26 protein-coding genes are annotated in these 24,902 nt (G+C 66.3%); 6 read left to right on the plus strand and 20 right to left on the minus strand.

Translation table 11 applies throughout. The features are described 5' to 3' along the window. Positions 1 to 124: 124 nt before the first annotated feature. The 4 genes from AC1DHL_RS15000 to AC1DHL_RS15015 are packed head-to-tail and all read right to left on the minus strand — an operon-like array spanning position 125 to position 3,396. Positions 125 to 1,012 (minus strand): hypothetical protein, encoded by an 888-nt coding sequence (locus tag AC1DHL_RS15000; RefSeq protein ID WP_478162441.1) that lies wholly within the window; start codon positions 1,010 to 1,012, stop codon positions 125 to 127. Continuing rightward, positions 1,009 to 2,073, minus strand: a complete 1,065-nt coding sequence (locus AC1DHL_RS15005; RefSeq protein ID WP_478162442.1) for a glycosyltransferase family 4 protein — start codon at positions 2,071 to 2,073, stop codon at positions 1,009 to 1,011. Before AC1DHL_RS15005 ends, AC1DHL_RS15000 begins: the two co-directional genes overlap by 4 nt. Beyond that, entirely contained in the window at positions 2,070 to 2,483 is a 414-nt protein-coding gene (locus AC1DHL_RS15010; protein WP_478162443.1) for a 6-pyruvoyl trahydropterin synthase family protein, read from the minus strand. Before AC1DHL_RS15010 ends, AC1DHL_RS15005 begins: the two co-directional genes overlap by 4 nt. 28 nt (positions 2,484 to 2,511) lie before the next feature. Continuing rightward, positions 2,512 to 3,396: a zinc-dependent alcohol dehydrogenase gene (locus AC1DHL_RS15015; RefSeq protein WP_478162444.1), complete on the minus strand. Its 885-nt coding sequence runs from the start codon at positions 3,394 to 3,396 to the stop codon at positions 2,512 to 2,514. A 247-nt stretch (positions 3,397 to 3,643) separates the two neighbouring features. Here AC1DHL_RS15015 and AC1DHL_RS15020 point away from each other — a divergent pair, with 247 nt between their 5' ends. Beyond that, complete coding sequence (locus AC1DHL_RS15020; RefSeq protein ID WP_478162445.1) at positions 3,644 to 3,871, plus strand: hypothetical protein; 228 nt, start codon at positions 3,644 to 3,646, stop codon at positions 3,869 to 3,871. A gap of 6 nt (positions 3,872 to 3,877) precedes the next feature. On the opposite strand, the gene AC1DHL_RS15025 is transcribed toward AC1DHL_RS15020, so the two are convergent. Genes AC1DHL_RS15025 through AC1DHL_RS15055 form a run of 7 tightly spaced genes read right to left on the minus strand, consistent with a single transcriptional unit; the run spans position 3,878 to position 11,444 of the window. Further along, a complete protein-coding gene (locus AC1DHL_RS15025) occupies positions 3,878 to 4,882 on the minus strand; it encodes an XdhC family protein (protein WP_478162446.1) in 1,005 nt (334 codons plus the stop codon). Positions 4,883 to 4,908: 26 nt separating this feature from the next. Next, on the minus strand, positions 4,909 to 5,508 hold the full coding sequence (locus AC1DHL_RS15030) for a CoxG family protein (RefSeq protein WP_478162447.1): 600 nt from the start codon (positions 5,506 to 5,508) through the stop codon (positions 4,909 to 4,911). 40 nt (positions 5,509 to 5,548) lie between these two features. Further along, entirely contained in the window at positions 5,549 to 6,697 is a 1,149-nt protein-coding gene (locus AC1DHL_RS15035) for a vWA domain-containing protein (RefSeq protein ID WP_478162539.1), read from the minus strand. 56 nt (positions 6,698 to 6,753) lie between these two features. Next, positions 6,754 to 7,683: an AAA family ATPase gene (locus tag AC1DHL_RS15040; protein ID WP_478162448.1), complete on the minus strand. Its 930-nt coding sequence runs from the start codon at positions 7,681 to 7,683 to the stop codon at positions 6,754 to 6,756. A gap of 9 nt (positions 7,684 to 7,692) precedes the next feature. Further along, on the minus strand, positions 7,693 to 8,484 hold the full coding sequence (locus AC1DHL_RS15045) for an FAD binding domain-containing protein (RefSeq protein WP_478162449.1): 792 nt from the start codon (positions 8,482 to 8,484) through the stop codon (positions 7,693 to 7,695). A gap of 19 nt (positions 8,485 to 8,503) precedes the next feature. Beyond that, positions 8,504 to 10,939 (minus strand): xanthine dehydrogenase family protein molybdopterin-binding subunit, encoded by a 2,436-nt coding sequence (locus AC1DHL_RS15050; protein ID WP_478162450.1) that lies wholly within the window; start codon positions 10,937 to 10,939, stop codon positions 8,504 to 8,506. Positions 10,940 to 10,949: 10 nt separating this feature from the next. Further along, positions 10,950 to 11,444, minus strand: a complete 495-nt coding sequence (locus tag AC1DHL_RS15055; protein WP_286508228.1) for a (2Fe-2S)-binding protein — start codon at positions 11,442 to 11,444, stop codon at positions 10,950 to 10,952. 180 nt (positions 11,445 to 11,624) lie between these two features. Between AC1DHL_RS15055 and AC1DHL_RS15060 the strand changes: the two genes are divergently transcribed. The 3 genes from AC1DHL_RS15060 (at position 11,625) to AC1DHL_RS15070 (ending at position 14,588) form a co-directional block, all read left to right on the plus strand. Further along, on the plus strand, positions 11,625 to 12,752 hold the full coding sequence (locus tag AC1DHL_RS15060) for a helix-turn-helix domain-containing protein (protein ID WP_478162451.1): 1,128 nt from the start codon (positions 11,625 to 11,627) through the stop codon (positions 12,750 to 12,752). A 181-nt stretch (positions 12,753 to 12,933) separates the two neighbouring features. Then, entirely contained in the window at positions 12,934 to 14,094 is a 1,161-nt protein-coding gene (locus AC1DHL_RS15065) for an ABC transporter substrate-binding protein (RefSeq protein ID WP_478162452.1), read from the plus strand. 155 nt (positions 14,095 to 14,249) lie between these two features. Further along, on the plus strand, positions 14,250 to 14,588 hold the full coding sequence (locus AC1DHL_RS15070; RefSeq protein ID WP_478162453.1) for a thioredoxin family protein: 339 nt from the start codon (positions 14,250 to 14,252) through the stop codon (positions 14,586 to 14,588). A 4-nt stretch (positions 14,589 to 14,592) separates the two neighbouring features. Here the strand turns inward: AC1DHL_RS15070 and AC1DHL_RS15075 are convergent, their stop codons facing one another. The 3 genes from AC1DHL_RS15075 to AC1DHL_RS15085 all read right to left on the minus strand — a co-directional run bounded on the left by AC1DHL_RS15075 (position 14,593) and on the right by AC1DHL_RS15085 (position 16,980). Beyond that, positions 14,593 to 14,970 (minus strand): nuclear transport factor 2 family protein, encoded by a 378-nt coding sequence (locus tag AC1DHL_RS15075; protein ID WP_478162454.1) that lies wholly within the window; start codon positions 14,968 to 14,970, stop codon positions 14,593 to 14,595. A gap of 89 nt (positions 14,971 to 15,059) precedes the next feature. Then, entirely contained in the window at positions 15,060 to 15,632 is a 573-nt protein-coding gene (locus AC1DHL_RS15080) for a phosphonate degradation HD-domain oxygenase (protein WP_478162455.1), read from the minus strand. A gap of 37 nt (positions 15,633 to 15,669) precedes the next feature. Beyond that, positions 15,670 to 16,980 (minus strand): D-amino acid dehydrogenase, encoded by a 1,311-nt coding sequence (locus AC1DHL_RS15085; RefSeq protein WP_478162456.1) that lies wholly within the window; start codon positions 16,978 to 16,980, stop codon positions 15,670 to 15,672. A gap of 129 nt (positions 16,981 to 17,109) precedes the next feature. Between AC1DHL_RS15085 and AC1DHL_RS15090 the strand changes: the two genes are divergently transcribed. After that, positions 17,110 to 17,571 (plus strand): winged helix-turn-helix transcriptional regulator, encoded by a 462-nt coding sequence (locus tag AC1DHL_RS15090; RefSeq protein ID WP_478162457.1) that lies wholly within the window; start codon positions 17,110 to 17,112, stop codon positions 17,569 to 17,571. 277 nt (positions 17,572 to 17,848) lie between these two features. Here the strand turns inward: AC1DHL_RS15090 and AC1DHL_RS15095 are convergent, their stop codons facing one another. From AC1DHL_RS15095 to AC1DHL_RS15105, 3 genes are read right to left on the minus strand one after another with little or no spacing between them, the layout of a single operon-like run. Then, entirely contained in the window at positions 17,849 to 18,691 is an 843-nt protein-coding gene (locus AC1DHL_RS15095; protein WP_478099402.1) for an ABC transporter substrate-binding protein, read from the minus strand. Beyond that, positions 18,688 to 19,392, minus strand: coding sequence for an ABC transporter ATP-binding protein (locus AC1DHL_RS15100; protein WP_478162458.1), 705 nt, complete (start codon positions 19,390 to 19,392; stop codon positions 18,688 to 18,690). Before AC1DHL_RS15100 ends, AC1DHL_RS15095 begins: the two co-directional genes overlap by 4 nt. Then, positions 19,389 to 20,138 (minus strand): ABC transporter permease, encoded by a 750-nt coding sequence (locus AC1DHL_RS15105; protein ID WP_478099406.1) that lies wholly within the window; start codon positions 20,136 to 20,138, stop codon positions 19,389 to 19,391. Before AC1DHL_RS15105 ends, AC1DHL_RS15100 begins: the two co-directional genes overlap by 4 nt. Positions 20,139 to 20,270: 132 nt before the next feature. Here AC1DHL_RS15105 and AC1DHL_RS15110 point away from each other — a divergent pair, with 132 nt between their 5' ends. Continuing rightward, a complete protein-coding gene (locus AC1DHL_RS15110; protein WP_478162540.1) occupies positions 20,271 to 21,371 on the plus strand; it encodes a substrate-binding domain-containing protein in 1,101 nt (366 codons plus the stop codon). 15 nt (positions 21,372 to 21,386) lie between these two features. Here the strand turns inward: AC1DHL_RS15110 and AC1DHL_RS15115 are convergent, their stop codons facing one another. Genes AC1DHL_RS15115 through AC1DHL_RS15125 form a run of 3 tightly spaced genes read right to left on the minus strand, consistent with a single transcriptional unit; the run spans position 21,387 to position 24,841 of the window. After that, on the minus strand, positions 21,387 to 22,412 hold the full coding sequence (locus AC1DHL_RS15115; RefSeq protein ID WP_478162459.1) for an alcohol dehydrogenase catalytic domain-containing protein: 1,026 nt from the start codon (positions 22,410 to 22,412) through the stop codon (positions 21,387 to 21,389). Between the two features lie 27 nt (positions 22,413 to 22,439). Beyond that, positions 22,440 to 23,729 (minus strand): SUMF1/EgtB/PvdO family nonheme iron enzyme, encoded by a 1,290-nt coding sequence (locus AC1DHL_RS15120; RefSeq protein ID WP_478162460.1) that lies wholly within the window; start codon positions 23,727 to 23,729, stop codon positions 22,440 to 22,442. 29 nt (positions 23,730 to 23,758) lie between these two features. Next, positions 23,759 to 24,841: a TRAP transporter substrate-binding protein gene (locus tag AC1DHL_RS15125; protein ID WP_478162461.1), complete on the minus strand. Its 1,083-nt coding sequence runs from the start codon at positions 24,839 to 24,841 to the stop codon at positions 23,759 to 23,761. Positions 24,842 to 24,902 lie beyond the last annotated feature (61 nt).

Genomic DNA, 24,902 nt, shown 5'->3' on the forward strand with positions numbered 1-24,902 from the left:
GATTTTACGAGTCGCCCAGCGCCCATCGGCGAACTCGCCATGGAAATCAGATCATTCTCAGGGACCATAGGAATTCGTCCCGATTAATAAGTCGAGAGTGACCAATTGGATTGAAATAACTCGCTCACAAAGGCACCGCAAGAAGCTCGCGGTGCCCCACGCTCAAACAACTCTGGCCCGTCGATCCAAGCCGCTGTCTTCTCCATTCGCTCACCAGCATGTCGGCCAACGGCGCCTGTTCGAGCGCCGCACTGGCCATGCCATCGACCATTGCGGTGAACATCGCCGCGGCCTTCGCGCTGTCGCTTCCGTCGATGTGCCAGTCGCTTGCGGTCTGGATGACATCGAAACCCGCTGCGGCGAAGCGCTCGGCGGCGAATTGCACGGCGTCAATGCCCATTGCCGGGCCAAAGCCCTTGTCTCTGTGCTGATGCGACGCGAATAGCTGATGGATTTCTTCGTCTCCCGGAACAGGCGGCACCCACGCCATGCGGCCATCGACACTGAGGGCAAACAGCGCCGCCGCGCTGACGGACTGCACATGTCCAATCAGCGCATCGAGCCATCCCATCGATACGAGATCGAGAAGCGCTGACGCGGTAACAAGCCGGGCGTCCGCAAAAGGGACCGTGTCGAGTGCCAGCGCGAGGTCGATGCGCAGCAGTTGAATCTCCGCCGACCAATCCGGCCCATCGATGCGAAGGCCGCTTTCGCCCGGCCGGAGCCAGAAACCAAGCTTTTGCGCCCAGGCAGCCAACACGGCAGGCAATGCATCCAGCAACAGCGGATCGTGGTCAACGAGCAGCCAGCGCTGGGGCCCCCGCAAGCGCGGAGCCAGTTCGCGGAGGTTGGCCCCGGTGCCGCAAGCCAGGTCGATCACGGTGAGCGTCGAATCGTCGCCGCGCAGACGGCTTGCGAGTGCAGGCAGGTCAAGCGATGGCGCCGCGGCCGCACGCGCCGCCTGATCAAAGGGTTCGCGCAGCGCGAGCCAATCGGCGCCGAAGCCCGTCATGCAGAGCCCATCCCCTGGAAGCGCGCGAGCGCCGATGCAAATCGAGCGGCGCTGTCCGACCAGGTCGGCAGCAAGCGGCCGGCCGCGCGCGCACCGACAGCCAATTGACTGCGCCAGACGGAGTCATCCATCAAGCGCCGCAAGGCTTCGCGCAATGCCACGCCATCGCCGGGCGGAACCAGCACGCCCGCTTCGGCGGGCACGGTATCCGGGATGGCGCCGGCTCGCGTGCTGATCACCGGCAGACCATGCGCAAGCGCAACCGCCAAGGCCATGCCGTAGCCCTCGTGAAACGACGGCAGAACAAACGCGTCCGCCGATGCATAGAGCGCCCTCAAGGCGTCTTCGTCCTGCTCGCCATGGAGGACGACGCGCTCGCGCATGCCGTGGCGTTCGATGGAGGCCGAGAGTGTTGCCGTGCACGCCGGGTCCATCGCAAGGCTGCCGGCGCAATGCAGGGTCCAGCTTCGATCCAGCAATCCAGCGAGGGCTTCGACCAACAAACTGTGGCCCTTGCGCGGCGTGACCGTCGCGACGCAAAGGAGGTTCAAGACTTCGGAACCCGATCCCGTAGCCGGCAATGCCCGCTCGGTCCCCGGTTCGATCACTGCGATGCGCGAGGTCGCGACGCCGTAGGCAGCCAGCGCACGTGCGGTGGACGGGCTTGTCACGATCACGCCGCGCGTCATCGAGAGGGCCTGGTGCTCGCTCTCTAACAGGGTACGCCGCATGTCATCCGCAAGCCCTGTCTCCAACGACAGCGGGTGATGCACCAGCGCGATCCATCGAATGCGCCGTGCATGTTCGGCCGCCAATTCGGGCATGGCGCCGAATGCCAGCCCGTCCACCACGGCCAATGTGCCGTCCGGCAACCCCTCGACCACTCGCCGCGCCGATGCGCGCGCCGCCGCATCAGGCACGGGCCATCCGTCGCCCAGCGAGAGGACATCGACATGCCACCGCTCGGCACGCAGCCCGTCGATGATGCGGCGGTCATAGGTGTAGCCGCCCGTGCGCGTACCCAGGTCGCCCGGCACGAGAAAGCTGCAATGCGCTGTCAACTCGCGCGCGCCGGCAGTGCGCCCTCGTAGGCCGCCCAGGCCACGTGCGATTCGTGGAGCTTCACGCGCAGCGACGACAACCCGCTCGCGTGAGGCCCGAGTTCGCCGTCCCCGATGCGCGCGGCAACGCGGTCGAAGATCACCCGCGCCATGAATTCGGTGGTGGTGTTCCGTCCCTCGAATGCAGGATCGTCGTCGAGATTGCGCAGATTGAGTTCGCCCAGCACGGTACGCAGCACCTCCGTCGCCAGGGCGATGTCGACCACCACGCCGTCGGCATCCAGTTCCGCGCGGCGCAATTCGACGTCGACGACGTAGGTCGCGCCATGCAGGCGCTGCGCTGGGCCGAACACATCGCCGCGAAAGCTGTGGGCGATCATGAAGTGATCACGGACGTTGACGCTGTACATGCGGGCCCTTCCGAAGTGGTGTGAAATTTCAGGCGTAGTCGATACGCTGGCACAGGGTGTCCGGCGAACCTGCCGACAAGCGCGTCAGCACGGCAGGCAGCTCGTCGAACGCAGCGGTGTCGGTGATCAGTGCATCCAATGCAGGATCGCGCAGCAGCGACAGCGCAAGGCCGAGCCGGCGCCCGCGGCTCCATCGCGCGCGCTGGGCCGCCGCCACGTGGCCCACTTGCGAACTCTTGAGGATCAGTCGCCGCGAATGAAAGGCTTCGCCGAGCGGAAGCGTCACTTCGCGCCGCCCGTACCAGCTCAGTTCGATCACCGTCGCCTCGAAGGCCGCCAGCCGCAACGCGGTGACCAGGCCTTGCGCACGACCGCTCGCATGCACGACGAGGTCGGCGTCGGTGCTCGCGTCCTGCGGGCTCGCAAAGGTGACGCCCAGCGCTTCGGCGATCGAGCGGCGCGATGGCAGAGTGTCGATCAGTTCGACCACACAGCCGGGCATGCGGCCGGCGAGCCAGGCGACGAGCAGGCCGACGACACCGCCGCCCACGATGGCGATCCGGTCACCGACGCGCGGCGCAGCGTCCCACAGCGCGTTGACGGCAGTTTCCAGGCAGGCTGCGAGCACCGCGCGCTCGGGAGGCACGTCATTCGGCAAAGGGTGCACGGCATCGGCCGGCACGATGTAGTGAGTCTGATGCGGATGGAGGCAGAAGACGTGACGACCCCGCAGCGCGTCCGGCCCATCCTCCACGATGCCGACGCTGGCGTAGCCGTACTTGACCGGGGCGGGAAAGTCGCCTTCCTGGAAAGGAGCGCGCATCCGGTCGAACTCGGACTCCGGCACCTCGCCGCGAAACACCAGCATCTCTGTGCCGCGACTGATGCCGCTGTGCAGTGAGCGAACCCGCACTTCACCGGGGGCCGGCAAACCGCATGCCGCGTCTCGGATCGCGGCGCGACCTGGAGACTCGATCCAACAGGCCCGAGCCTCAGCGGAATCCACGCGTGACGGATGTGCTGGCATGGGGGCGATCTTAAGACGATGGCTTCGCTGCCCGCGGCAGGCATCGACGAACCGGAGATCGAGTGAAAGTCAGTGTTTCTCCGAAGTCGTTTTCTTCGCTTGCGCCCGCGAATCTCTGATAGCCTGCACAGTCATGCGCGCCCTCGCCTTTCTCGCCAACATCGCAGTCATTGCCGTCGCGTACTACTTCGGTTCGTGGACGGGATTGCTCATCGCATTGGCGGTGTGCGTCGCGCTGGTCGCCGCATTTCTGGTGTTCTCCACCGACAAGACCGAAGCCGGGGAATCGCGAAAGATGCGAAAGGCGATGGGCCGGAACACCACTTTCCTGGCCGGCCTGTTCGAACACAGCAAGCACTGACGCCGGCTACGCCACCGCCGCCTTCGCCACCGCGACAGCCGCTTCGCGCGGCAACGCCACCGCATTCTTGACCGCCAGGATCTCCGCCATCACGCTGACCGCGATCTCCGGCGGCGTCTTGCTGCCGATGTAGATGCCGATTGGCCCGCGCAGCCGCGCCAGCGAGGCCGGGGTCTGGTCGAAGTGCTCGATCATCCGATCTCGCCGTGCTTCGGCATTGCGGCGCGAGCCGATCGCGCCAACGTAGAAGGCTTCGCTCTGCAGTGCCTCGAGCAGGGCCAGATCGTCCAGCTTGGGATCGTGCGTGAGCGCGACGACGCAGGTGCGGCGATCGGGCTTGAAGGCGGTCACTGCATCGTCAGGCATCTCTGTGGTGATCGTCACGCCCGGCAAGGTCCAGCCGGTGCGGTACTCGGTGCGCGGATCGCACAGCGTCACCGCGAAGCCGCTGAACTTCGCCATCGTGGCGAGGTATTCGGCAAGCTGGCCGGCGCCGATCAGCAGCATCCGGTATTCGGGGCCGAACGTATTGACCAGTTCGGTGTCGCTCACCGAGAGCTCGGCCGGCGACGCTGCTTCGGCCAGCTTGACGGAGCCATCGGCCAGCGACACGGTGCGCTGCATCAGGCGCCCTTGCTCCAGCGCGGCCACAAGCGTTTCGAGCGAATCCGGATCCGGGTCGTATTCGAGCAGCAGTTCGAGCGTGCCGCCACAAGGCAGGCCGAAGCGATGCGCTTCGTCGGCGGTAATGCCGTACTTGACGAGCGAAGGCGCGCCGGTAGGCATGACGCCGTCGCCGTGTGCGCGGCTGTAGCGCGCGATCAGGTCGTCTTCGATGCAGCCGCCCGATACCGAGCCGACGACGGCGCCGTCTTCGGCCAGCGCCATGATCGATCCGACGGGGCGCGGCGATGAGCCCCAGGTGCGGACCACGGTCGAAAGCATCGCGCGGCGGCCGGCGAGTCGCCAGTCGCGCAGCGTGCGCAGCACCATGACATCGAGGTTTTCCATGGTCGTGTCTCGCTTTTCGGATCGCGTCAGTCGGCCGGTTTTTCTTCGGGTTCGTCAGCGTCCTTCTCGGACTTCTTGCCGAAGCCGAGCTTCTGCATGAACCCGGCCATTGCGCCCTTCTTTTCTTCTGCCGGGGGTGCGTCCGCCGCCGGAACTTCGGCGGGCGGCGGCCCGTAACGGCTCTGCATCTCGGCCTCGAAGCGCTTGAAGAAATCGTCGGCGGTCGACTTGGCGGCACCGTCGATCAGGCGCTGACCCAACTGCGCGATCTTGCCGCCCACCTGCGCCTGCACCGTGTAGTCGAGCTCGCAGCCTTCGCCGTTGTCGGCCACCGGCTTGAGCGAGACACTGGACGACCCCTTGGCGAAGCCGGCCACGCCGCCCTGGCCCTCGAATGAGAGCTTGTAGCTGTCGGGCGCCATGATGTCCGCCAGCGTGACCTTGCCGTTGAACTTGGCCGACACCGGGCCGACCTTGACGGCCAGCCCCACGGCGTACTGGTTGTCGCCGGTCAGTTCGAACTTGTCGCAGCCGGGGATGCATTTCTTCAGCGTCTCGGGATCGTTGAGCGCTTCCCAGGCTTGCTGTTGCGTGATGCCGAGCTTGCGGTTGCCGAGCATTTCCATGGTGGTTCTTCCTTAGGGTGTGGGGCGGTGGTCGCGACGACTATCGGCCGGACCGCATCAAGGCGGCGAGGCTCGCGGCCAGTTGTTCAAGTGCACTGAGATTGTGGACCGCGAGCATCGCGTCCGCATGGCGGTGCAACATGGCCGCACCGCGCGCAAGGGGAGCGTAGCCCTCGTAGCGCATCAGCGGGTTCAACCACAGCACGCGTCGCGAATGGCGCTTGAGCCACAGCAGTTCGCTCTCCAGGGTTTCGGGCTCACCGGTGTCAAGGCCGTCGCTGATCACCAGGACCAGCGTGCGGCGACCGGTCAGTCGGCGCGCGTGACGGCGCCGCAGTTCGCCAAGTGATTCGCCCAGGCGCGTGCCACCGGCGAAGTCGTCGATGGCCTCGCTCGCCGCGGCCAGCATCGAATCGGTGTCGGCGATGCGGAAGGCCGGGGTCAGATCGGTCAGGTGGGTGCCGAACGCGAAGACGTCGCGCCGACCCGAGCGCCGAGTCGCCGCGTGAAGGAAGGCAAGGAGCAGCCTGGCGTAGCGTTCCATCGAGCCCGACACGTCGACCAGCACCAGCAGCGGCAACGGCTGCTTGCGCCGCGCCCATCGCGGCAGCCGAAGAATCTCTCCGCCGGTGCGCGCCGCCTGATGCAGCACGCCGGGCCAATGCATGCGCGAATGAGCGCCGGCGTCGCCGGTCACCCGCAGCCGACGAGCGGGCAGCGTCGGGATCGGCAGCGCGATGTCGCGCGCGAGGCGCTCGACGAGCCGGTATTCCGCAGCCCCCAGCGCATTGAAGTCGGCATGGTGGACGCGCACCCGGTCGCTTGCGGTCATGGCGGCGTCGAAGTCGACCTCGCGATCGTTCTGCGCGGGACGTGCCGAATCGCGAGGCGCTGCGAGCGCCTCGCGAACGCGCGGTCGACGCTTGGAAGGCTCGGCCTTGCCCTCCGCACTCGGCAGCATCTGCGCCAGCAGCTTGTTGGCCAGTTCAGGATCGCGGAACCAGGCGTCGAACAGTTCGCGGAACACCAGGCGGTCTTCTTCGCGGCTGATCATCACGGATTCCATCGCGGCAGCGAGATCAAGCCGGTTCTCCACGCCCACCAGCGTGGCCGCTTCGGCGGCGAGCGCAATGCGCATGGAATCGGTGCGCACGCCGGCACGACGCAATGCACGGCCGAAGCCCAGCATGTTGCCCGCCAGCTTGCCCCGACGCGCGTCGCCAAGCTGGTGAACCGTGCCGTCGCTCAAGGTGCCTCCTCCTCCTGGGGCTTGAGAAGATCCGATGCAAGCTCATGCGTCAGCGCGGCCACATCGTCGCGCTGCTTGAAGAGGATGCCGGCGGTGTCGACCACGATCTCGGGATCGAGCTCGATGGTGTCGAGCGCAACCAGCGCCTTGGCCCATTCCACGCTTTCGGCGATGCCCGGGCCCCGCTGGAAGGCGCTTGCGAACGGCGCGCTGCGCAGGCGGGCCACAAAGGCAGCCACCTGCTCGGAGAGCAACGCACCGGCTTGCGGCACCTGCGCCCGCACAATGGCCAGCTCGCGTTCCCGCTCGGGATAGTCGAGCCAATGATAGAGACAGCGCCGCTTGACCGCGTCGTTGAGCTCGCGCGTGCGGTTACTGGTCAGGATCGTGACCGGTGATACCAGGGCGCGCACGGTCCCCAGTTCGGGAATGCTGACCTGGTATTCGCCAAGGTATTCGAGCAGGAAGGCCTCGAAGGGCTCATCCGCACGATCGACCTCGTCGACCAGCAGGACCGCGCCGGGTGCCGGTGCCTGCAGCGCCTGCAGCAGTGGCCGGCGGATCAGGTAACGCGGCTGGTAAACCTCGGACTCGACATCGGTCGAAATGCCCTGCGCCTCGGCCGCGCGCATGTGCAGCAACTGCGCTGCGTAGTTCCATTCATAGAGCGCCTCGCGCTGCTCGAGACCGTCGTAGCACTGCAGGCGCAGCAGTTCGCGCTGCAGCGCCGTCGACAGGGCCTTGGCCAACTCGGTCTTGCCGACACCGGGCTCGCCTTCCAGCAGCAGCGGCCGCTGGAGCCGCAGCGCCAGGAACACCGCCGTCGCGAGCCGCCGGTCCGCGTAATAGCCGGCGCCCTGGAGCGCCTGCACGACCGCGTCGATGGTGGGGAACGGTGAGGTCGTCGCAGGCGTGATGTCGGTCATCGCGAAAGCTTATCCGAGCGCCTTCGCGACCGCCCGCTGCGTGAGAACGCCAATGAGGTTCGCACGGTAGGCCGCCGAGGCGTGCAGATCGCTGTTGAGATCGCTCGCGTCGATCTTCACGCCGGCCGCCGCTTCGGGCGTGAAGCTCTTCGTCAGCGCCTGTTCGAGCCCCGTGTGGCGGAACACGCCATTGCCCGCGCCGGTGACGGCCACGCGCACGCCGTCGTCAAACTGCGCGACGAAGACGCCGACGAGCGGGAAGTTCGATGCCTTCTGGCGCAGCTTTTCATAGGCCGCCCGCTTCGGGATCGGGAAGCGGATCGCCTTGATCAGTTCGCCGTCCGTCAACGCGGTGGTGAAGAGGCCCTGGAAGAAGTCGTCCGCGGCGATCTCGCGCTGCGTGGTGACAACAGTTGCGCCCGCGGCCAGCACCGCGCTCGGATAGCAGGCTGCCGGGTCGTTGTTGGCGACCGAACCGCCGATGGTGCCCATCGCGCGCACTTGTCGGTCGCCGATGTGCGCCGCCAGCCACGCCAGCGCCGGGAAGGCGGCCTGGATGTCGGCGTTGTTGGCCACGTCCAGATGACGCGACATCGCGCCGATCACGAAGGCGTTGCCCGCCTTGCTGATGCCGGTGAGCTCCTTGATGCCGCTGAGGTCGGCGAGCTGCTCGGGGGCGGACAGGCGCAGCTTCATCGAGGCGAGCAGCGTCTGCCCGCCGGCCAGCGGCGTGGCGCCCGCGGCGGCGAGCTTGACGGCATCCGCCAGGGTGGTGGGGCGTTCGAGGGTGAAGGCGTACATGGTGTTTTTCCTTCTGTGTTCAGGGGGCCGGACGACCTTGGGTACTGGCGGCCAGCGAGGGCTGCTGCGCGGGGCTCACGCTTCCCTTCTGCATCGCTTCCCAGACCCGGTGCGGCGACGCCGGCATGTCGAAGTCCTTGACGCCGAGCGGCGCCAGCGCGTCGAGCACGGCGTTGATCACCGCCGGTGGTGAGCCGATCGCACCGGCCTCGCCGCAGCCCTTGGTGCCCAATGGGTTGTGCGTGCAGGGCGTGCTCACCGTGTCGAGCTTGAACATCGGGAAGTCGTCCGCGCGCGGCATCGCGTAGTCCATGAAGCTGCCGGTGAGCAACTGGCCGCTTTCGTTGTCGTAGACGCAGTTTTCCATCAGCGCCTGGCCGATGCCCTGCACCAGTCCGCCCAGCACCTGCCCTTCGACGATCATCGGATTGATGATGGTGCCGAAGTCGTCGACAGCGCTGAAGCGGTCGATCTTGACCTCGCCGGTCTGCTTGTCGATCTCGACCTCGCAGATGTAGGTGCCGCCCGGGAAAGTGAAGTTGGTCGGGTCGTAGAACGCGGTCTCGTTCAGGCCCGGTTCGAGCTTGTCCAGCGGATAGTTGTGCGGCACGTAGGCCGTCAATGCCACCTGCCCGAACGGGATCTTCTTGTCGGTGCCCTTGACGGTGAACTCGCCGTTGGCGAACTCGATGTCGGCATCGCTCGCTTCCATCAGGTGGGCCGCGATCTTCTTGGCCTTGGTCTCGATCTTGTCGAGCGCCTTCATGATCGCGGCGCCGCCGACGGAGATCGAGCGCGAGCCGTAGGTGCCCATGCCGAAGGGCACGCGACCGGTATCGCCATGCACCACGTCGACCGCCTCGACGGCGATGCCCAGCCTCGCCGCGACGACCTGAGCGAAGGTGGTCTCATGACCCTGCCCATGGCTGTGCGAACCGGTGAAGACCGTCACGCTGCCGGTGGGATGCACGCGGATCTCGCCGCACTCGAACAGCCCCGCGCGCGCGCCGAGCGCACCCGCGATGTTCGACGGTGCAATGCCGCAGGCCTCGATGTAGCTGGAGTAGCCGATGCCGCGCAGCTTGCCCTTCGCCTCGCTGGCGGACTTGCGCTGCGCGTAACCGGCGACATCGGCCAGCGTCTTCGCCTTGTCCATGCAGGCATGGAAATCGCCCGTGTCGTACTGCAGCGCCACCGGCGTCTGGTACGGGAAGGTGGTGATGAAGTTGCGTTTGCGAATCTCGTCCTGGCCCTGGTTCATTTCCCACGCGCAGCGCGACACCAGACGTTCGAGCAGGTACGTGGCTTCGGGGCGGCCCGCTCCGCGGTAGGCATCGACCGGCGCGGTGTTGGTGAACCACGCATCGACTTCCACGTAGATCTGAGGCGTCGTGTATTGGCCCGCGAGCAGGGTCGCGTAGAGGATGGTCGGCACCGCCGTCGAGAAGGTCGACAGGTAGGCGCCGAGGTTGGCATCGGTATGCACGCGCAGGGCGAGGAACTTGCCTTGCGCATCCATCGCCATCTCTGCGTGGCTGACGTGATCGCGGCCGTGCGCATCGGACAGGAAGCACTCGGATCGCTCGCCGGTCCACTTGATGCTGCGATTGAGCTGCTTCGCGGCCCAGGTGAGGCACACGTCCTCGGCGTAGAGATAGATCTTGGAGCCGAAGCCGCCGCCCACGTCGGGTGCGATCACGCGCACCTTGTGCTCGGGCAGGCCGAGCACGAAGGCCGTCATCAGCAGCCGCTCGACGTGCGGATTCTGGTTGGCGACGTAGAGCGTGTATTCGTCGTTCCCGCGGCTGTAGCTGCCGATGGCGACGCGCGGCTCGATGGGATTGGGCACCAGCCGGTTGTTGACGAGGTCGAGCTTGGTGACGTGCGCCGCGGTGGCAAACGCTGCGTCGACCCCCGCCTTGTCGCCGATCGCCCACTTGTAGCACTGGTTGTCGGGCGCCTGTTCGTGAATGGTCACGCCGCTCTGCTTCTTCGCGGCATCTGCCACGCTGACGAGCGCGGGCAGCTCCTCGTAGTCGACCACGATGGCCTCGGCGGCGTTCTTCGCCTGCTCGACCGTCTCGGCCACCACCATCGCGACGTGGTCGCCGACGTAGCGCACCTTGCCGATCGCGAGGATCGGATGCGGCGGCTCCTTCATCGGCGTGCCGTCGGGGTTGTTGATGAGCCAGCCGCAGGGCAGGCCGCCCATCTTGCCGTCGATGTCCTTGCCGCTGAAGATGCCGACGACGCCGGGCATCTTCGACGCCGCCGCGGTGTCGATGGACTTGATCTTCGCGTGCGCGTGCGGCGAACGCAGGAACACGGCGTGGGCCTGGTTTGCCATCGTCACGTCGTCGGTGTATTGGCCCGCGCCGGTAAGGAAGCGATAGTCTTCCTTGCGCCGCAGTGCCTCACCGATGTGCGGCAGGCTGGAGAAGTCGGATGCACCCATGTCGTTCTCCTCAGGCCGTGGCGGTTGCTTTGGCGGGCGCGGCGGCCATCGCCTCGCCGCCCATCTGGACCGCCTTGACGATGTTCTGGTAGCCGGTGCAACGGCAGAGATTGCCGTCGAGCAGCTCGCGGATCTCCGTCTCGCTCGACTTGGGATGGTGCGTGCACAGGTCGATGGCGCTCATCACCATGCCCGGCGTACAGAAGCCGCATTGCAGCCCGTGGCATTCCTTGAAGGCTGCCTGCATCGGATGCATCGTGCCGTCGGGTTGGGCGATGCCCTCGATGGTCGTGATCTCGGCACCGGCCACCTGCGCGACCAGCACGTTGCATGACTTGACCGCGCGCCCGTTGACATGGACCGTGCACGCGCCGCACTGCGCGGTGTCGCAACCGACGTGCGTGCCGGTCAGATGAAGGTGCTCGCGGATCGCCTGGACGAGGAAGGTATTGGGGGGTGCGTCGACCGTGACCTCGCGGCCGTTGACCGTGAATGGAACCTGCATTTGGCTGTCTCCGTTGGAAGGTGATGGCTGTTTTCGGCCATCGAATCTTGGACGCCCGACATGACCGTCACCCTAGGCAAAACCCTAGGCGCTTGCAGGTTCTCCTTGAAATTCTCAAAATGAAACAGCTCGCCCTTTGGCGAAGCCCGAACAAGAGCCGATTCAGGCCCGACCCACACGATGACCGTCCAAGCCGCTTCGCCCGCGCCAGAGCGTTCCCTTTCCATCGCCCAGGCGCGACGCGAGTGGATCGATGGCGAGCCCGTTTCCGATCAGCAACCCGCACGCATCGAGCCGTGGCTGGCGCGTTCGTGGCAACGCTGCCTGGACGCCGGACACCAACCCCGGGAGCGCGTCAGTTTCGACCCGGTCTCGGCGCCCAGCGCGCGGCACGTGGCCGAGCGCAACCGCGCGCTGGTTGCCGCGGCGCGGCCCGTGCTGGACCGCCTGTCGCGCGCCATCGCGGACACGCGCTACTTCGCGATCCTCACCGATGCCGACGGCATCGTGGTCGACGTCGGCAACCTGCCCGGCGGCAGTGACGCAGCAGCCCTCCATGTCCGCAACATCGCGCGCGTCGGCGTCGACCTGTCGGAACGCGCAGTCGGCACCACGGCGATCGGCGCCGCGCTGGCGGAACGCGAGACTGTCTGGCTGCATCGCGGCGAACACTTCTTCGAAGACACCAGCATCTACACCTGCGCGGGGGCGCCGCTGTTCGGACCCCAGGGCGAATGCATCGGCATGCTGGACCTGACCGGCGTCCAGGTGGTCGAGCGCCCCGAACTCCGGCATCTGGCGGCGCTTTCCGCGCGCAGCATCGAGAACGCGCTGCTGCAGCGCCAGCCCTGCGAGTTGCTGCTGCACATCGGCTGGCCGGGTTGCGCGCCGGGCGCCGACACCGAGGGCCTCTTGTGCATCGATGCCGACGGCAATGTGACCGGCGCCAACGCCGCTGCGCGCCACATGCTGCATCAGCCGCTGTCGTCCGGCCCGGTCATGAACTGCAACGACCTCTTCGCGCTGCCGCCGCAGATGCTTTTCGATGCGGCGCGGCGCGGCGACGCCATGCTCGAAGTGCCGCTCTGGTCCGGATTGCGCGTGCAGGCCCGGGCACAGTTGACCGGCGCAACCACGGTGCACGCCGTCACGGGGTCGAGTCGCCCCCGGTTGCGTGATGTGGAAACGGCGCTGATCCGCAAGGCGGTTGACGAAGCACGCGGCAATGTCGCGGAAGCGGCCCGCGCACTCGGCATCAGTCGCGCGACCGTATACCGCAAGCTGCCGCGCAGCCGCCGCGCAGGCTGAATAGCCGAGAAGGCGCGTGCACGCCACGCCACTGGCGGCGTTCGTGCCGTTTGCCACACACCGCGCGTCTTCCCGCGTCTTCAGACCGCCCGGATAGTGACGACTTTACATTTAGTTGCTATTGTCAGCAGTTGTTAAAACAATTGCACGCCAACCCGGCGGCATGACTGGGACGTTGACCATGAGCGCATCCGAGGGCCGTACCTTTTCCTTGTCGCGAAAACCGACGAGACGCCAAGTCCTTGGCCGCCTGACCGGCGCCGCGGTTGCCGCCAGCCTGGGCCTGCCCGCACTCGCACAAGCCAAAGCCATACGGATCGGCGCGACTTTCGACAACAGCAGTGTCGAAAAGGCCAACGGCACGGGGCTGTTCCTCGGCTCGAGCGCTTATTTCAACGGGATCAACCGGGCGGGCGGCATCAACGGCACGAAGGTCGAACTGCTCATGGCCGACGACCAGTTCAAACCCGAGAACGCCAAGGCCAACGCCCTCGCCTTCGCTGCCGACAGTTCGGTGCTTGCCATGGTGCATCCGCTGGGCACGCGCCAGACGGCGGAGGTGAGCGACGCCGTTCCCGGCATGGCAGTCGTCGGTCCCAATACGGGCACCGTGTCGCTGCGCAAGAAAGCGGCGCCGAACACCTTCTGGGTGCGCGCCAACTACGACCAGGAGATCGACAAGCTCGTCGCCACGGCGGCCGTGCTCGGCCAGTCGCGCATCGGCCTTGTGTATTCGAACGATCCGCTGGGCCAATCTCTGCTGGCGGGTTTCAAGTCAGCCTTGGCCAAAGCCAAGATTGAACCGGCCGTGATCGCCAGTACGCCGAGCACGACCAGCATGGAAGTCGAGCCCGCAGCCAAACAGATCGCCGAAGCGTCGCCGCAAATCGTCATCATCGGCCTGGCGGGCACTGCGCCCGCCTTTGTGCGCGCATTGCGTGCCGCCGGCGGCAAGAGCAGCGCCTATGGCCTGTCGATCACGGCGGGCTCCTTGGGCGCGATGGGCGACCTCGCGCACGGACTGGGTTTCGCGATGGTGGTGCCCTCTCCCTTTGCGACCAAGTTCGAGATCGTCCGCCGCTATCAGGCCGACATGCTGGCCAACGGCTCCAAGGAGTTTTCGCTGCCGAGCCTCGAGGGCTACATGGACGCCGCCGTGCTGGCCGAAGGCCTTCGCCGAGCGGGCCCGTCGCCGACGCGCGCTGCGGTGATCTCGGGACTGGAGCACATCGAGGGTTACGACCTCGGCGGCGTGAAGATCAACTTCGGCCGAAGCAACCGCGAAGGCAGCCAATTCGTCGATGTGGCCGTGATCAGCGCCAACGGAAGGCTGTTGAGCTAACCCCTATGTTGAGCTAACCCCCAGGTTGGCTCACTTCGTGTAGCCGCCCACCCCCTTGCAGGGGGCAACACCGGCGGCCCGGCGGAGCCGGTTCCGCGGTGTTTCACGAACGGGCGCCGCTTCACCAGCGGAAATACGGGTGCTCAAGCAGAATCATGCGAATGAACCCAAGCTACGCGACCGTCGCACCTTCACGCGCTGAAGTCGACGCACTCCCTGGCCTCACGTTGGTCGAATTCGGCACCGACTGGTGCGGCTTCTGCAAGGCGGCGCAGCCCCTTATTTCCGAAGCCTTGTCCGGCGCGCCGCCCACGCGCCATCTCAAGATCGAGGACGGCAGCGGACGGCCCCTTGGCCGTTCGTTCCGCGTCAAGTTGTGGCCCACGCTGATCTTCGTGCGCGAAGGCAAGGAAGTCGCCCGCCTGGTGCGCCCCGAAAGCGCCGCGGCGATCCGGCGCGAACTCGAACAGGCGGCGGCCGGCACCAGTCTCTAGCCGCTCAAGCGGCTGCCGGCACCTTGTCCAGGAAGCCGGTGACCGTCTGCAGCTTGCCCGCTTCGAGCTGCACGAAGTCCGTGCCTTCGATCAGATCCGCCGCGCCGTTCGGCCCGAGCGTCCACGAAAAGCGCAGGTGATCGCCGTGCCCGTCCGCGCGGCCCTTGAGCGCGAAACGAAAGCCCGGGTAGTGTTGATGCACCACGTCGACCAAGGCGCTGATCTGCGCGCGGCCACTGCCTTGCGCGATCGGATCGATGTAGCGTGCATCGTCAGTCCAATGCGTCTCGAGCAACTTCAGCCGGCGCGATTCGTCGGTTTCATTCCACACGGCGATGTAGTTCTCGGCCACATGCTGGGCGTCGGGAGTGGCGGTGTTCATGGCGATTCCTTTCTGTGTTCAACACCCGCAACAGCGCGGGGTGAAGGAATGGTCGCCGCGACGGCGCAGCCGGTCGATGACCTGGGAGGTCATGTGCGAAGGCGCGCACTTCGATGTTCGGCCGAGCAGATTTCCATGTGGCGGACGAAATGCGCCAATGGAGGGACTTCGGCATCCGCGGACTTGGCAGCGTCGTCCCAGCGCCGCAGGCGCACCGCGTCGCCTGAATACGGCAGCGCCTCGAAGGCTTGCGCCTGTACGTCATCGAAGATGCCGCCCTGAAGCACCAGGCTGCGCTGCGAATCGGCTGAGAGCGACGCGTGATAGCCCTCGACCCTCGCACACAGGAAGCGCTTGGCGTCCACGTGCAGCCGGATCGGCTCCAGCGTTGCCGGACTGAAAAGCGCGCGAAGAAAAGGCAAGCAACGAAACTGATGCAGATCGTCCAGCCCCTGCCGGGTCGGCGTGCCGCCGAAGTCGTGCAATAGATGCCCCAGGTCATGAAGCAGCGCCCCGGTGATCAAGGCGCTATCCGAACCGGCCTGCTCGGCCAGATGGGCGGACTGCAAGGCATGCTGCAGTTGCGTCACCGGCTCGCCGTCGTACTGGGCATGGCCCTTGGATTCGAACAGGCCGACGATGTCGGGAATGCTGAGGCTCATGCGCCTCTTTGTACCTGGTTTCGGTAACAGCGCCGTGTCAGGCGGGCACGCCGGCAGGTTGCGCAATGCGGCCACCGCGCGTGTTGGGCGCGAGGTAGCGATCGACCGACAGCCCGTCGGTGCGAATGTCCGGACGACGGCCCATCACCTGGTCGGCCACGACCTTGCCGGAGCCGCAGGCCATGGTCCAGCCCAGCGTGCCGTGGCCGGTGTTGAGGAACAGGTTGCCGTAGGGCGTGCCGCCGATGATCGGCGTGCTGTCGGGCGTCATCGGCCGGAGGCCGGTCCAGAAGGTGGCGCGCGGCAGGTCGCCGCAAGGAAAGAGATCGGTGATCACGCGCTCCAGCGTCTCGCGCCGATGCGGATTCAGCCGCAGATCGAAGCCGCCCAGCTCTGCCATCCCGCCAACACGGATGCGATCGTCGAAGCGCGTGACCGCGACCTTGTAGGTCTCGTCGAGCACGGTGGACTGCGGCGCCAGCGACGGATCGACCAGCGGCACGGTCAGCGAATAGCCCTTGACCGGGTACACCGGGATGTCGAGTCCGAGCGGTGCGATGAAGTCACGCGAATAGCTGCCGAAGGCGAGCACGTAGCGGTCGGCCGTCAGGACCTCGGGCCTGGACCCTCCCAGGCGCACGCCGGTGATGCGTCCACCTTCGGTGATGAGCCCTTCGACGGCTTGGTCGAAGCGGAAATTCACACCCAGGCCCCGCGCGACGTCGGCCAGTCCTTGGGTGAAGAGATTGCAGTCACCGGTTTCATCGTTCGGCAGACGAAGGCCACCCGCCAGGAGATCGCCCGTGCGGGCCAGCGCCGGCTCGACGGTTGCGAGTTGGCTGCGATCGAGCAATTGATAGGGCACGCCGCATTCTTCGAGCACGGCCACGTCGCGCTGTACGGCATCGAGCTGCGCCTGCGTGCGAAACAGTTGCAGCGTGCCCTGGGTGCGATGTTCATAGCGCACGCCGGTTGCAGCGCGCAACTCGCGCAGGCAATCGCGGCTGTACTCGGCCACGCGCATCATCCGTTCCTTGTTGACGGCGTAGCGTTCGGGCGAGCAGTTCTTCAGCATGGCTGCCATCCAGCGCAGTTGGAACAGCGAGCCATCGGGCCGGATCGACAGCGGCGCGTGCTTCTGGAACATCCATTTCAGCGCCTTGAATGGAATGCCGGGCGCCGCCCACGGCGTGGAATAGCCGGGCGAGACCTGTCCGGCATTGGCAAAGCTGGTTTCCTGCGCGGGGCCGCTCTGGCGGTCGACAAGGGTCACCTCGGCGCCGGCGCGCGCCAGGTAATAAGCGGTTGTGACACCGATGACACCGCCACCCAGAACGATCACTTTCATCGCGAAACCCCTTCCATGCAGGACAGGCACTAAGCGTATTCCTTCATGTGCCGTAAACTCCGCTGAAATTCGGCCTATTGACAGTGCTTTTCGCTGTCATTTGGCATCCAGCGGGCCTGAAGGAGTGAAATGATCGAACTCGACCGTACGGACAAGAAAATTCTCGAAATCCTGCAGCGTCAGGGCCGCATTTCGATGACCGATCTGGCCGAGCAGATCGGCCTGTCGACCTCCCCTTGCTCCGAGCGCGTCCGCCGCATGGAGCGCGAGGGCGTGATCACCGGCTATTACGCCCGCGTGAATCCCCAAGCCATCGGGAAGACACTCCTGGTGTTCGTGGAAGTCACCCTGTCGTCGAAGTCCGGCGACGTGTTCGACAAGGTGCGACAGGAACTGCTCCTCGTGCCCGAGGTGATGGAATGCCACCTGGTATCGGGCGGCTTCGACTACCTCATCAAGGCACGGCTGCGCGCCATGAGCGACTATCGCGACCTGCTGGGCAGCCTGCTCAAGAAACTGCCTGTGACCGCCGAATCACGCAGCTACGTCGTGATGGAAGAGGTCAAGGAGAGCCTCTACTTGCCGATGTGACTCGCCCCCAGGTTGCCCGCACTTCGTGTCGGGCGCCCACCCCCTACCGGGGGCGCAGCCCATGGCCCGGCGGAGCCGGTTCCACGGCTGCCCACGAACAGGCGCGCTACGCGCAGCCGTGAGCACTCAGCACCGCTTCTCGGCCGGCAAAGCCAGGCCCGTTGGTGAAACACCGCGGAACCGGCTTCGCCGGGCCGCTGGTGTTGCCCCCGGTAGGGGGTGGGCGCCCGACACGAAGTGCGGGCAACCTGGGGGCGAGCAACAACCTGGGGCGAGCTCAATCAGCATTCGGGAAGAACAACTGTTCACCGTTGATCTTGTAGGCCGCGATGGTCGACTGTCCGGCCGGCGAGATCACCCAGTCCACGAATTTCTGGGCGCCCGCGCTGTTGAGCTGCGGAAACTTCGCCGGACTCACGACCATCACGCCGTACTGATTGAACAGGCGCTTGTCGCCCTCCACCAGCACCGAGAGATCCGCGCGGTTCTTGAAGCTCAGCCAGGTGCCGCGATCGGCCAGCACATAGGCGCCGGCGGATGCGGCCATGTTGAGCGCCGGCCCCATGCCGCAGCCGCATTCCTTGTAGCCCGTGCCCTTCTTGTCGTTGGGCACCGGCTGGCCGGCCTCGGCGATGCCGGTCTGCGTCCACAGGCGGCGCTCCGCCGCGTCGGTGCCGCTCTTGTCGCCGCGCGAGACGAAGGGTGCGTTGGTGGCGGCGATCTTCTTGAGCGCAGCGACGATGTCCTTGCCCTTCACGCCTGCGGGGTCGTCCTTCGGGCCCACGAGGATGAAGTCGTTGTACATGACCGGAAAGCGCTTGGCCGCGAAACCTTCGGCGACGAACTTCTCCTCGGCCGCCGTGTCGTGCACGAACAGCACGTCGGCATCGCCACGCTTGGCCATGTCGATCGCCTGGCCGGTGCCGACCGCGACCACCTTGATGTCGATGTGGGTCGCCTGCTTGAACGCCGGCAGCAGGTGCGAGAACAGGCCCGACTGCTCGGTCGACGTGGTCGACGCCATGGTGATGGTCTCCGCGTGCGAGACCCACGCGGTCGCCGCCAGAACAATCGCTCCCGCGGCCTTGCAGGCACCCTTGGGCAGATTGAAAAACTTCATACCAACTCTCCTTTGACAAACAAGCGGGCTTCATCGGGCAGCGGCCCGCCGAAGAAATCGTCGACGGGCAGATCGGCCAGCACGCGCCCATGCTCCAGGTAAACGACACGGCTTGCGAGCCGCTTGACCTGGCCGAGGTTATGGCTCGCGAACACCAGCGTGCGGCCCTTGGCCGCATCGGCGATCAGCGCCTCGACATCGCGCTTGGCGGTCGGATCGAGGCTGGCGGTCGGTTCGTCGAGCAGCAGCACCTCGGGCTTCATCGCCCATGCGCGCGCCAATGCCATGCGCTGCTGCTGCCCGCCCGACAGCGTGCGCGCGTTGCGATCGACGAGATCGGCCAGCCCGACCCGATGAAGCGCCACCGTGGCCTCGCGTTGCGCATTGCGCCATGGCGCGCCGCGCAGCCAGAGTGCCAGCGCCACGTTGTTGCGCACGCTCGCGCGCAGCATGTGCGGCCGCTGGAACAGCATGGCCTGCATGCGCAGCGGCGCTCTGCTGACGAAGGCGCCTTTCGCATGTGGCACCAGCCCGTGCAGCACGCGCAGCAAGGTGCTCTTGCCGCTGCCGTTGGCGCCGATCAGCGCGACGCGTTCGCCCGCATGGATCGACAGCGTGGCCCCGACCAGCGCTTCGACACGCCCGAAGCGGACGTCGATGCCGTGCAGGCTGAAGAGCGGTTCGTCCGGGCGCCAGTTCACGAGGCAACCTCCAGGTGGCGGGCCGCTGCCGCCTCGACCACGCCGCCGTCCACGCGCTCTCGCCAACCGCGCAGCGCAGCAATGGCAAGGTTGAGCACCAGCACCACCCCCAGCAGGACGAAGCCGAGCGCCAACGCGAGCGGCAGGTCGCCCTTGCTTGTTTCCAGCGCGATCGCAGTGGTCATCACGCGCGTGAAGCCGTCGATGTTGCCGCCGACGATCATCACGGCGCCGACTTCCGAGACGGCGCGGCCGAAGGCTGCGATGACCACCGTCACCAGGGCATAGCGCTCGTCCCCCACGAGCAGGAGCGCCCGTGCGAAAGGGCCCGCGCCCAAAGAGCGCAGTTGCTCGCCGTGCGCTCGGTCGGCATCCTCGATGGCCTGGCGCGTCAGGGCCGTCACGACCGGCAGGACGAGGATCGTCTGCGCGAGCACCATCGCCTTGAAGCTGAAGAGCCAGCCCAGGAAGCCCAGTGGCCCCGATCGGGACAGCAGCAGGTAGATCACGAGCCCCACCACCACCGAAGGCAGCGCCAGCAATGTGTTGAGCAACGTGAGCAAGAGCCCCCGCCCCGGAAAGCGCGTGACCGCCAGCCACGCGCCCAGGACCAGCCCGAGGGCGCAGGCCAGCAAGCAGGCCAAGGCGCTGACCGCCAGCGACCGTCCGACGATGGCCAGCAACACAGGATCCCCCGAAACGACGAGATGTCCTGCTGCGGCGACGCTATCGGTGAAAGTGTTCATGCATGGCGCGAAACTGAAACGCGGGGCAGTATGTCCCAAGCAGCCCCGATCAACTTATGCAATTCATTGCATAGGTTCAGGACCGCATTTGCATAATCCTTCGCGCACTTGCCGCTCAAGCCCATCATCCCCTTGCACCAGATCGAAATCTCCTATGCCATCGCACCGCGCCGAAGCGGCCGCGCCCTGATCCGCAACCCGCTCATGGAGCTTCTCCATGCGGTGCGCGAGCAGGGTTCGATCTCGGCGGCTGCGCGCGCGCTGGGCTTGTCATACCGGCACGTGTGGGGCGAACTGAAACGCTGGGAGCAATTGCTCGACCATCCGCTGGTGACTGGCGACCAGGGTCGTTCGGCGCAACTGTCCGAGTTCGGCGACAAGCTGCTGTGGGCCGAACGCCAGGCGCAGGCGCGGCTGGCGCCGCAGATCGAGGCCTTGCACGCCGATCTCGAACGCGCCTTCGCGCTCGCTTTCGACGAGAGCACGCACGTGCTCAGTCTGCACGCGAGCCATGACGACGCGCTCGTCATGCTGCGCGGCCACGCTGCCGCGAAGGCACGCCTGCAACTCGACATCCGCTTTACCGGGAGCGTGGACGCGATCAGCGCACTCAACCAGGGGCGCTGCGTGATGGCGGGCTTCCACACGCTGGAGCACCCGCCGATCGGCTCGCTCGCGCAGCGCACCTACAAGCCGCTGCTGAAACCGGGACTGCACAAGATCATCGGCTTCGCCCGACGCGCGCAGGGATTGATCGTCGCGTCCGGCAACCCGTTGGGACTGAGCCGCCTCGCCGACGTGACCGAGCGGCCCGTGCGCTATGTGAACCGGCCGCTCGGCACGGGCACGCGCGTGCTGCTCGACGAACTGCTCGCACGGGATGGACTCAGGCCCGAATCGATCGACGGCTATGCCAACTGCGAACCGTCGCACACTGCCGTGGCACACGCCATCGCGGCGGGCCAGGCAGACGCGGGGCTCGGCATCGAATCGGCGGCCCGCGGCGCGGGGCTCGGCTTTGTCCCGCTGGTGCATGAGCGCTACCACCTGGCCTGCCTCAAGTCGGCGCTCGACCAGCCGGCCATCCAGGCCCTGCTGACCGTGTTGCGCGGGGCGGCATGGCAGCACCAGTTGTGCACGCTGCCCGGCTATGAGAACGCCAGCAGCGGTGAGGTGCAATCGCTGAGTGCGCTGCTGCCCTGGTGGAACTTCAAGCCGAAGAAGCCACGCTGACCGGCACCGAGGCGGTCAGGCACGCGGATCGAGCACGACGCGGCCATGAATGCTGCCGCTGCGCATGGCATCGAAGACTTCATTGACTTTCGAAAGCGGGCTCGATTCCACGCGGCAGTGCAATTCGCCCCGGGCTGCCATATCGAGCACAGCAAGCAGATCCTCGCGCGTGCCGACAGCAGACCCGACGATGTGGGCTTCGCTGCCGACCAGCGCCAGGGCGTGGAATCGAAGGGGGTCCGAAGGCAAGCCGATGACACACAAGGTGCCGCCCGGCCGCAGGATGGTCATCGCGGCATCGTAGGCAACGTGGGCCGCTGAGGTGACGGCAGCTACGTGCGCGCCGCCCCGCTTTCGGATCGAGGCCAAGGCTTCGGGGTCGGCAGCATTCAAGGCATGGTCCGCACCCAACTCGCGGGCCAGGGCGAGCTTCGCGTCGCTCACGTCGAGAGCAAAAACTTCGGCGCCCATGACACGCGCGATCTGAACGGCCAAGTGCCCAAGCCCCCCGACGCCAAGCACGGCGACGCGCTGCTTCGGGACGATATTCGCCTTCTTGAGCGCGCGATAGCTCGTCACGCCGGCACAAAGCAGCGGGGCGGCCTGCTCGTCGCTCAATGCATCCGGTATGCGCACCGCGTAGGTCGCATTCGCGCACATGAACTGCGCAAAGCCGCCATCGACGGACATGCCGGTCACTGCCGATCCCTTTCGACACAGGTTCTCGTTGCCTTCCAGGCACTGCTCGCATTTTCCGCAGGCGCGGTAGAGCCATGGGACGCCGATGCGATCACCGACACGAAGCTCCGTCACGCCATCGCCGCAACGCACGACCTTGCCGACGGCTTCATGCCCGGGCACGACGCGCGGCTTGGTGTGGGCGCGAAGTCCAGCCTGGTCGCCTTCGACGATATGCAGATCGGAGTGGCACACGCCACAGGCGAGCACCTCGATCAGCACTTCGCCGGGCTGCGGCTCGGGAACGGGGATGTCCTCGATGACAAGAGGTTTTCCGAATTCGCCGAGCACGGCAGCTTTCATGGTGCGAGCCTCCAGTAAGCAAGTGGGTCAGATGGCGCAGGTCCTGAAACCGAAGAATCCGTCGTCACGTCCGGGCAGTGCGAAGCCCCTTCGCTTCGGCGACCGCATCCGTGCTCGCGTCGCGAACGATGCGCCGCGCAGCACGCGCGCGTGGCCGAATGCCGGTTGGGGGTCGAACTCGCCGCCTTCGCTCCACGGATCGGCACGGAAACCCGACCATGGCTGGAGCGTGCCCGCAGTCCATTCGTGGACGTCGGACCAGCGGAAACCACGCCGCGTTGCGGTGTGGGCAGCAATCTCCCATTCGACTTCGGTGGCCAGCCTTCGACCCGCCCAGCGCGCCCACGCATCGGCCTCCCACCAGGTCACGTGCACCACGCTGTGATTGCCGGCCGCACGCATCGTCCTGCCGAATTGTTGACGCAGCACGGAGCCGCCGCTGCCATGGCGCGCCGCGCCGATTTGCTCGACGTGCCGCGGTCCGCGTCGGCCTTCGGTCTGGGATGCCAGCCATTGCAGGCCCTCGGGGCGCCAGAACTCGGCCCGGTCGTAGCCGCCGTCGTCGACGAACTCCACGTACTGGCTCCAGGTCAGGGGTTGGGCATCGATCTCGAATTCCGGCACCTCGACGCGTTGCATGCCGCCTTCCTGCGCGAAGAAGAAGCCCGTGTCAGCTTGTCCGAGCTCCCATGAGGTCGCCGGGACCAGCACCGGCTCCCGGGTCACGGCAGAGGGCGGGAATTCGACGCCCAGCGGGAGGCCGAGCGTCTGTGCCATCACGACCAGTTGCTCGCCGCGAAGGTCTTCATGGAACAATGCGAGCCGGTAGAAATAGAGGCCGGCATCGGTTTCGGCGGCGTGCTCGAGCAACTCCAGCGTGCCTTCCAGCGTTTCGAGCAGGTAGGCCTTGGTCTGCGCCAGATCCGGAAGGTCGGCGGACCAGCGCTCCGCGGAATCGATCTGCGAAGGGTTCCACCAAACGTCGGCATTCGGTTCGATCGCCGCCAGCCGCGTCGGACGCACTGGACAGTCGACGCCGAACGCGCGCTGCGTGTTGCGCGCGATCCACCATTCCGCGAACCAGCCGATATGACCTGCCAGCCAGATTGGCGGATCGATGCCCTCGTCCTGCGGCACCACGAGGTCAGCCGAACCGAGCGCCTGCTCGTACAGCGACAGAAGATGAAGCGTGTGGTTTCGTGCGTCGATCAACGCCAGAGAGAGCAACTCCCGCCCAGCGTGGGACATGGCCGGGGAGTCAATCGAGTGCGCGCCGGGGGCGCTGAATGGCGTACTGGGCGGCAGGCTCGAAGGCATCTGCCATTATGGCGACACCCGGGTTCGACTTACAGCTTTGCGGACTGCATGTAGACGTCGAACGGCGACGCCAGAAAGCGGTCTGCGAAGAGTTGTTCCTTCTGGAATGTCCGGTAGTCGCTGTGGATCTTCTTCCAGGCGGGATTCGACCCATCGAGTTCCCTGCACGCGTCCATCGAGGCCTCGAAGGCAGCATCGAGCACGGGCCGCGGAAAAGGCTTCAGCAACGCCCCGGCACTGGTCAACTGTTTGATCGCCGCAGGGTTCCGGGCATCGTACTGCGCGAGGACCTCCGAATTCACCGACGCGCTCGCGGCCCGCACGATCGCCTTGTATTCGGCCGATAGCGCATCGAATGCCTTTTGATTGACCAGCAGGTCGAGTTGCAGCGCACCGGCCCACCAGCCGGGGTAATAGGCGTGGCGTGCCACCTTGGGCAGCCCGAGCTTCTGGTCGTCGTATGGGCTGGTCCCTATGGCCGCGCCGATGGCAAAGCTGCCCAGCGCCTGTCGGACATCGTTGCTGGCCGAAGGATCCTGGGGCGCGGCACCGAAGCGCGCCATCACCCGCCCGGCCAAGCCGTCGGCGCGGACTTTCAGCCCCTTGAAGTCCTGCACGCTCCTGATCTCCTTGCGAAACCACCCAAGCTGCTGCGCACCGGCGCTACCGCAAGGAAAGTTGATCGCGTTGAAGCCGGCGAGAAACTCGCGGGTGAGCTTCAATCCGTTGCCTTCGTTCATCCACGCGGCAAGTTGCCGTACGTTCATGCCGAACGGGATCGCCGCGCCCAACGCGAAGGCAGGGTTCTTGCCGAAGAAATAGGCGCCCGACGTGTGGCAAGCCTCGATCGCGCCACGCTCCACGCCGTCGAGCACACCGAGCGGCGACATCAGTTCGCCCGCGGCATGAACGTCGATCTGGAATCTGCCGCCGCTCATCTCGCCGACCTTCCGGGCGAAGCTCTGGGCAGCCCCGAGCAGGATGTCGGACGGCTGCGCGAAGCTCGACGCAAGACGCCAACGCGTGAGGGCTTGCGCATGCACCGCGGGCGCGATGCCGGCGGCCAGCACACCGGCGATGCCGCCACGTTGGATCAGAAAACGACGATGCATCGAGCGAGGCTCCAGGAAAACGATGAAATGAGAGGGAGGCCGATTGTAGGAACTGGTTACC

This window comes from Variovorax sp. 10L426 (assembly GCF_056395305.1).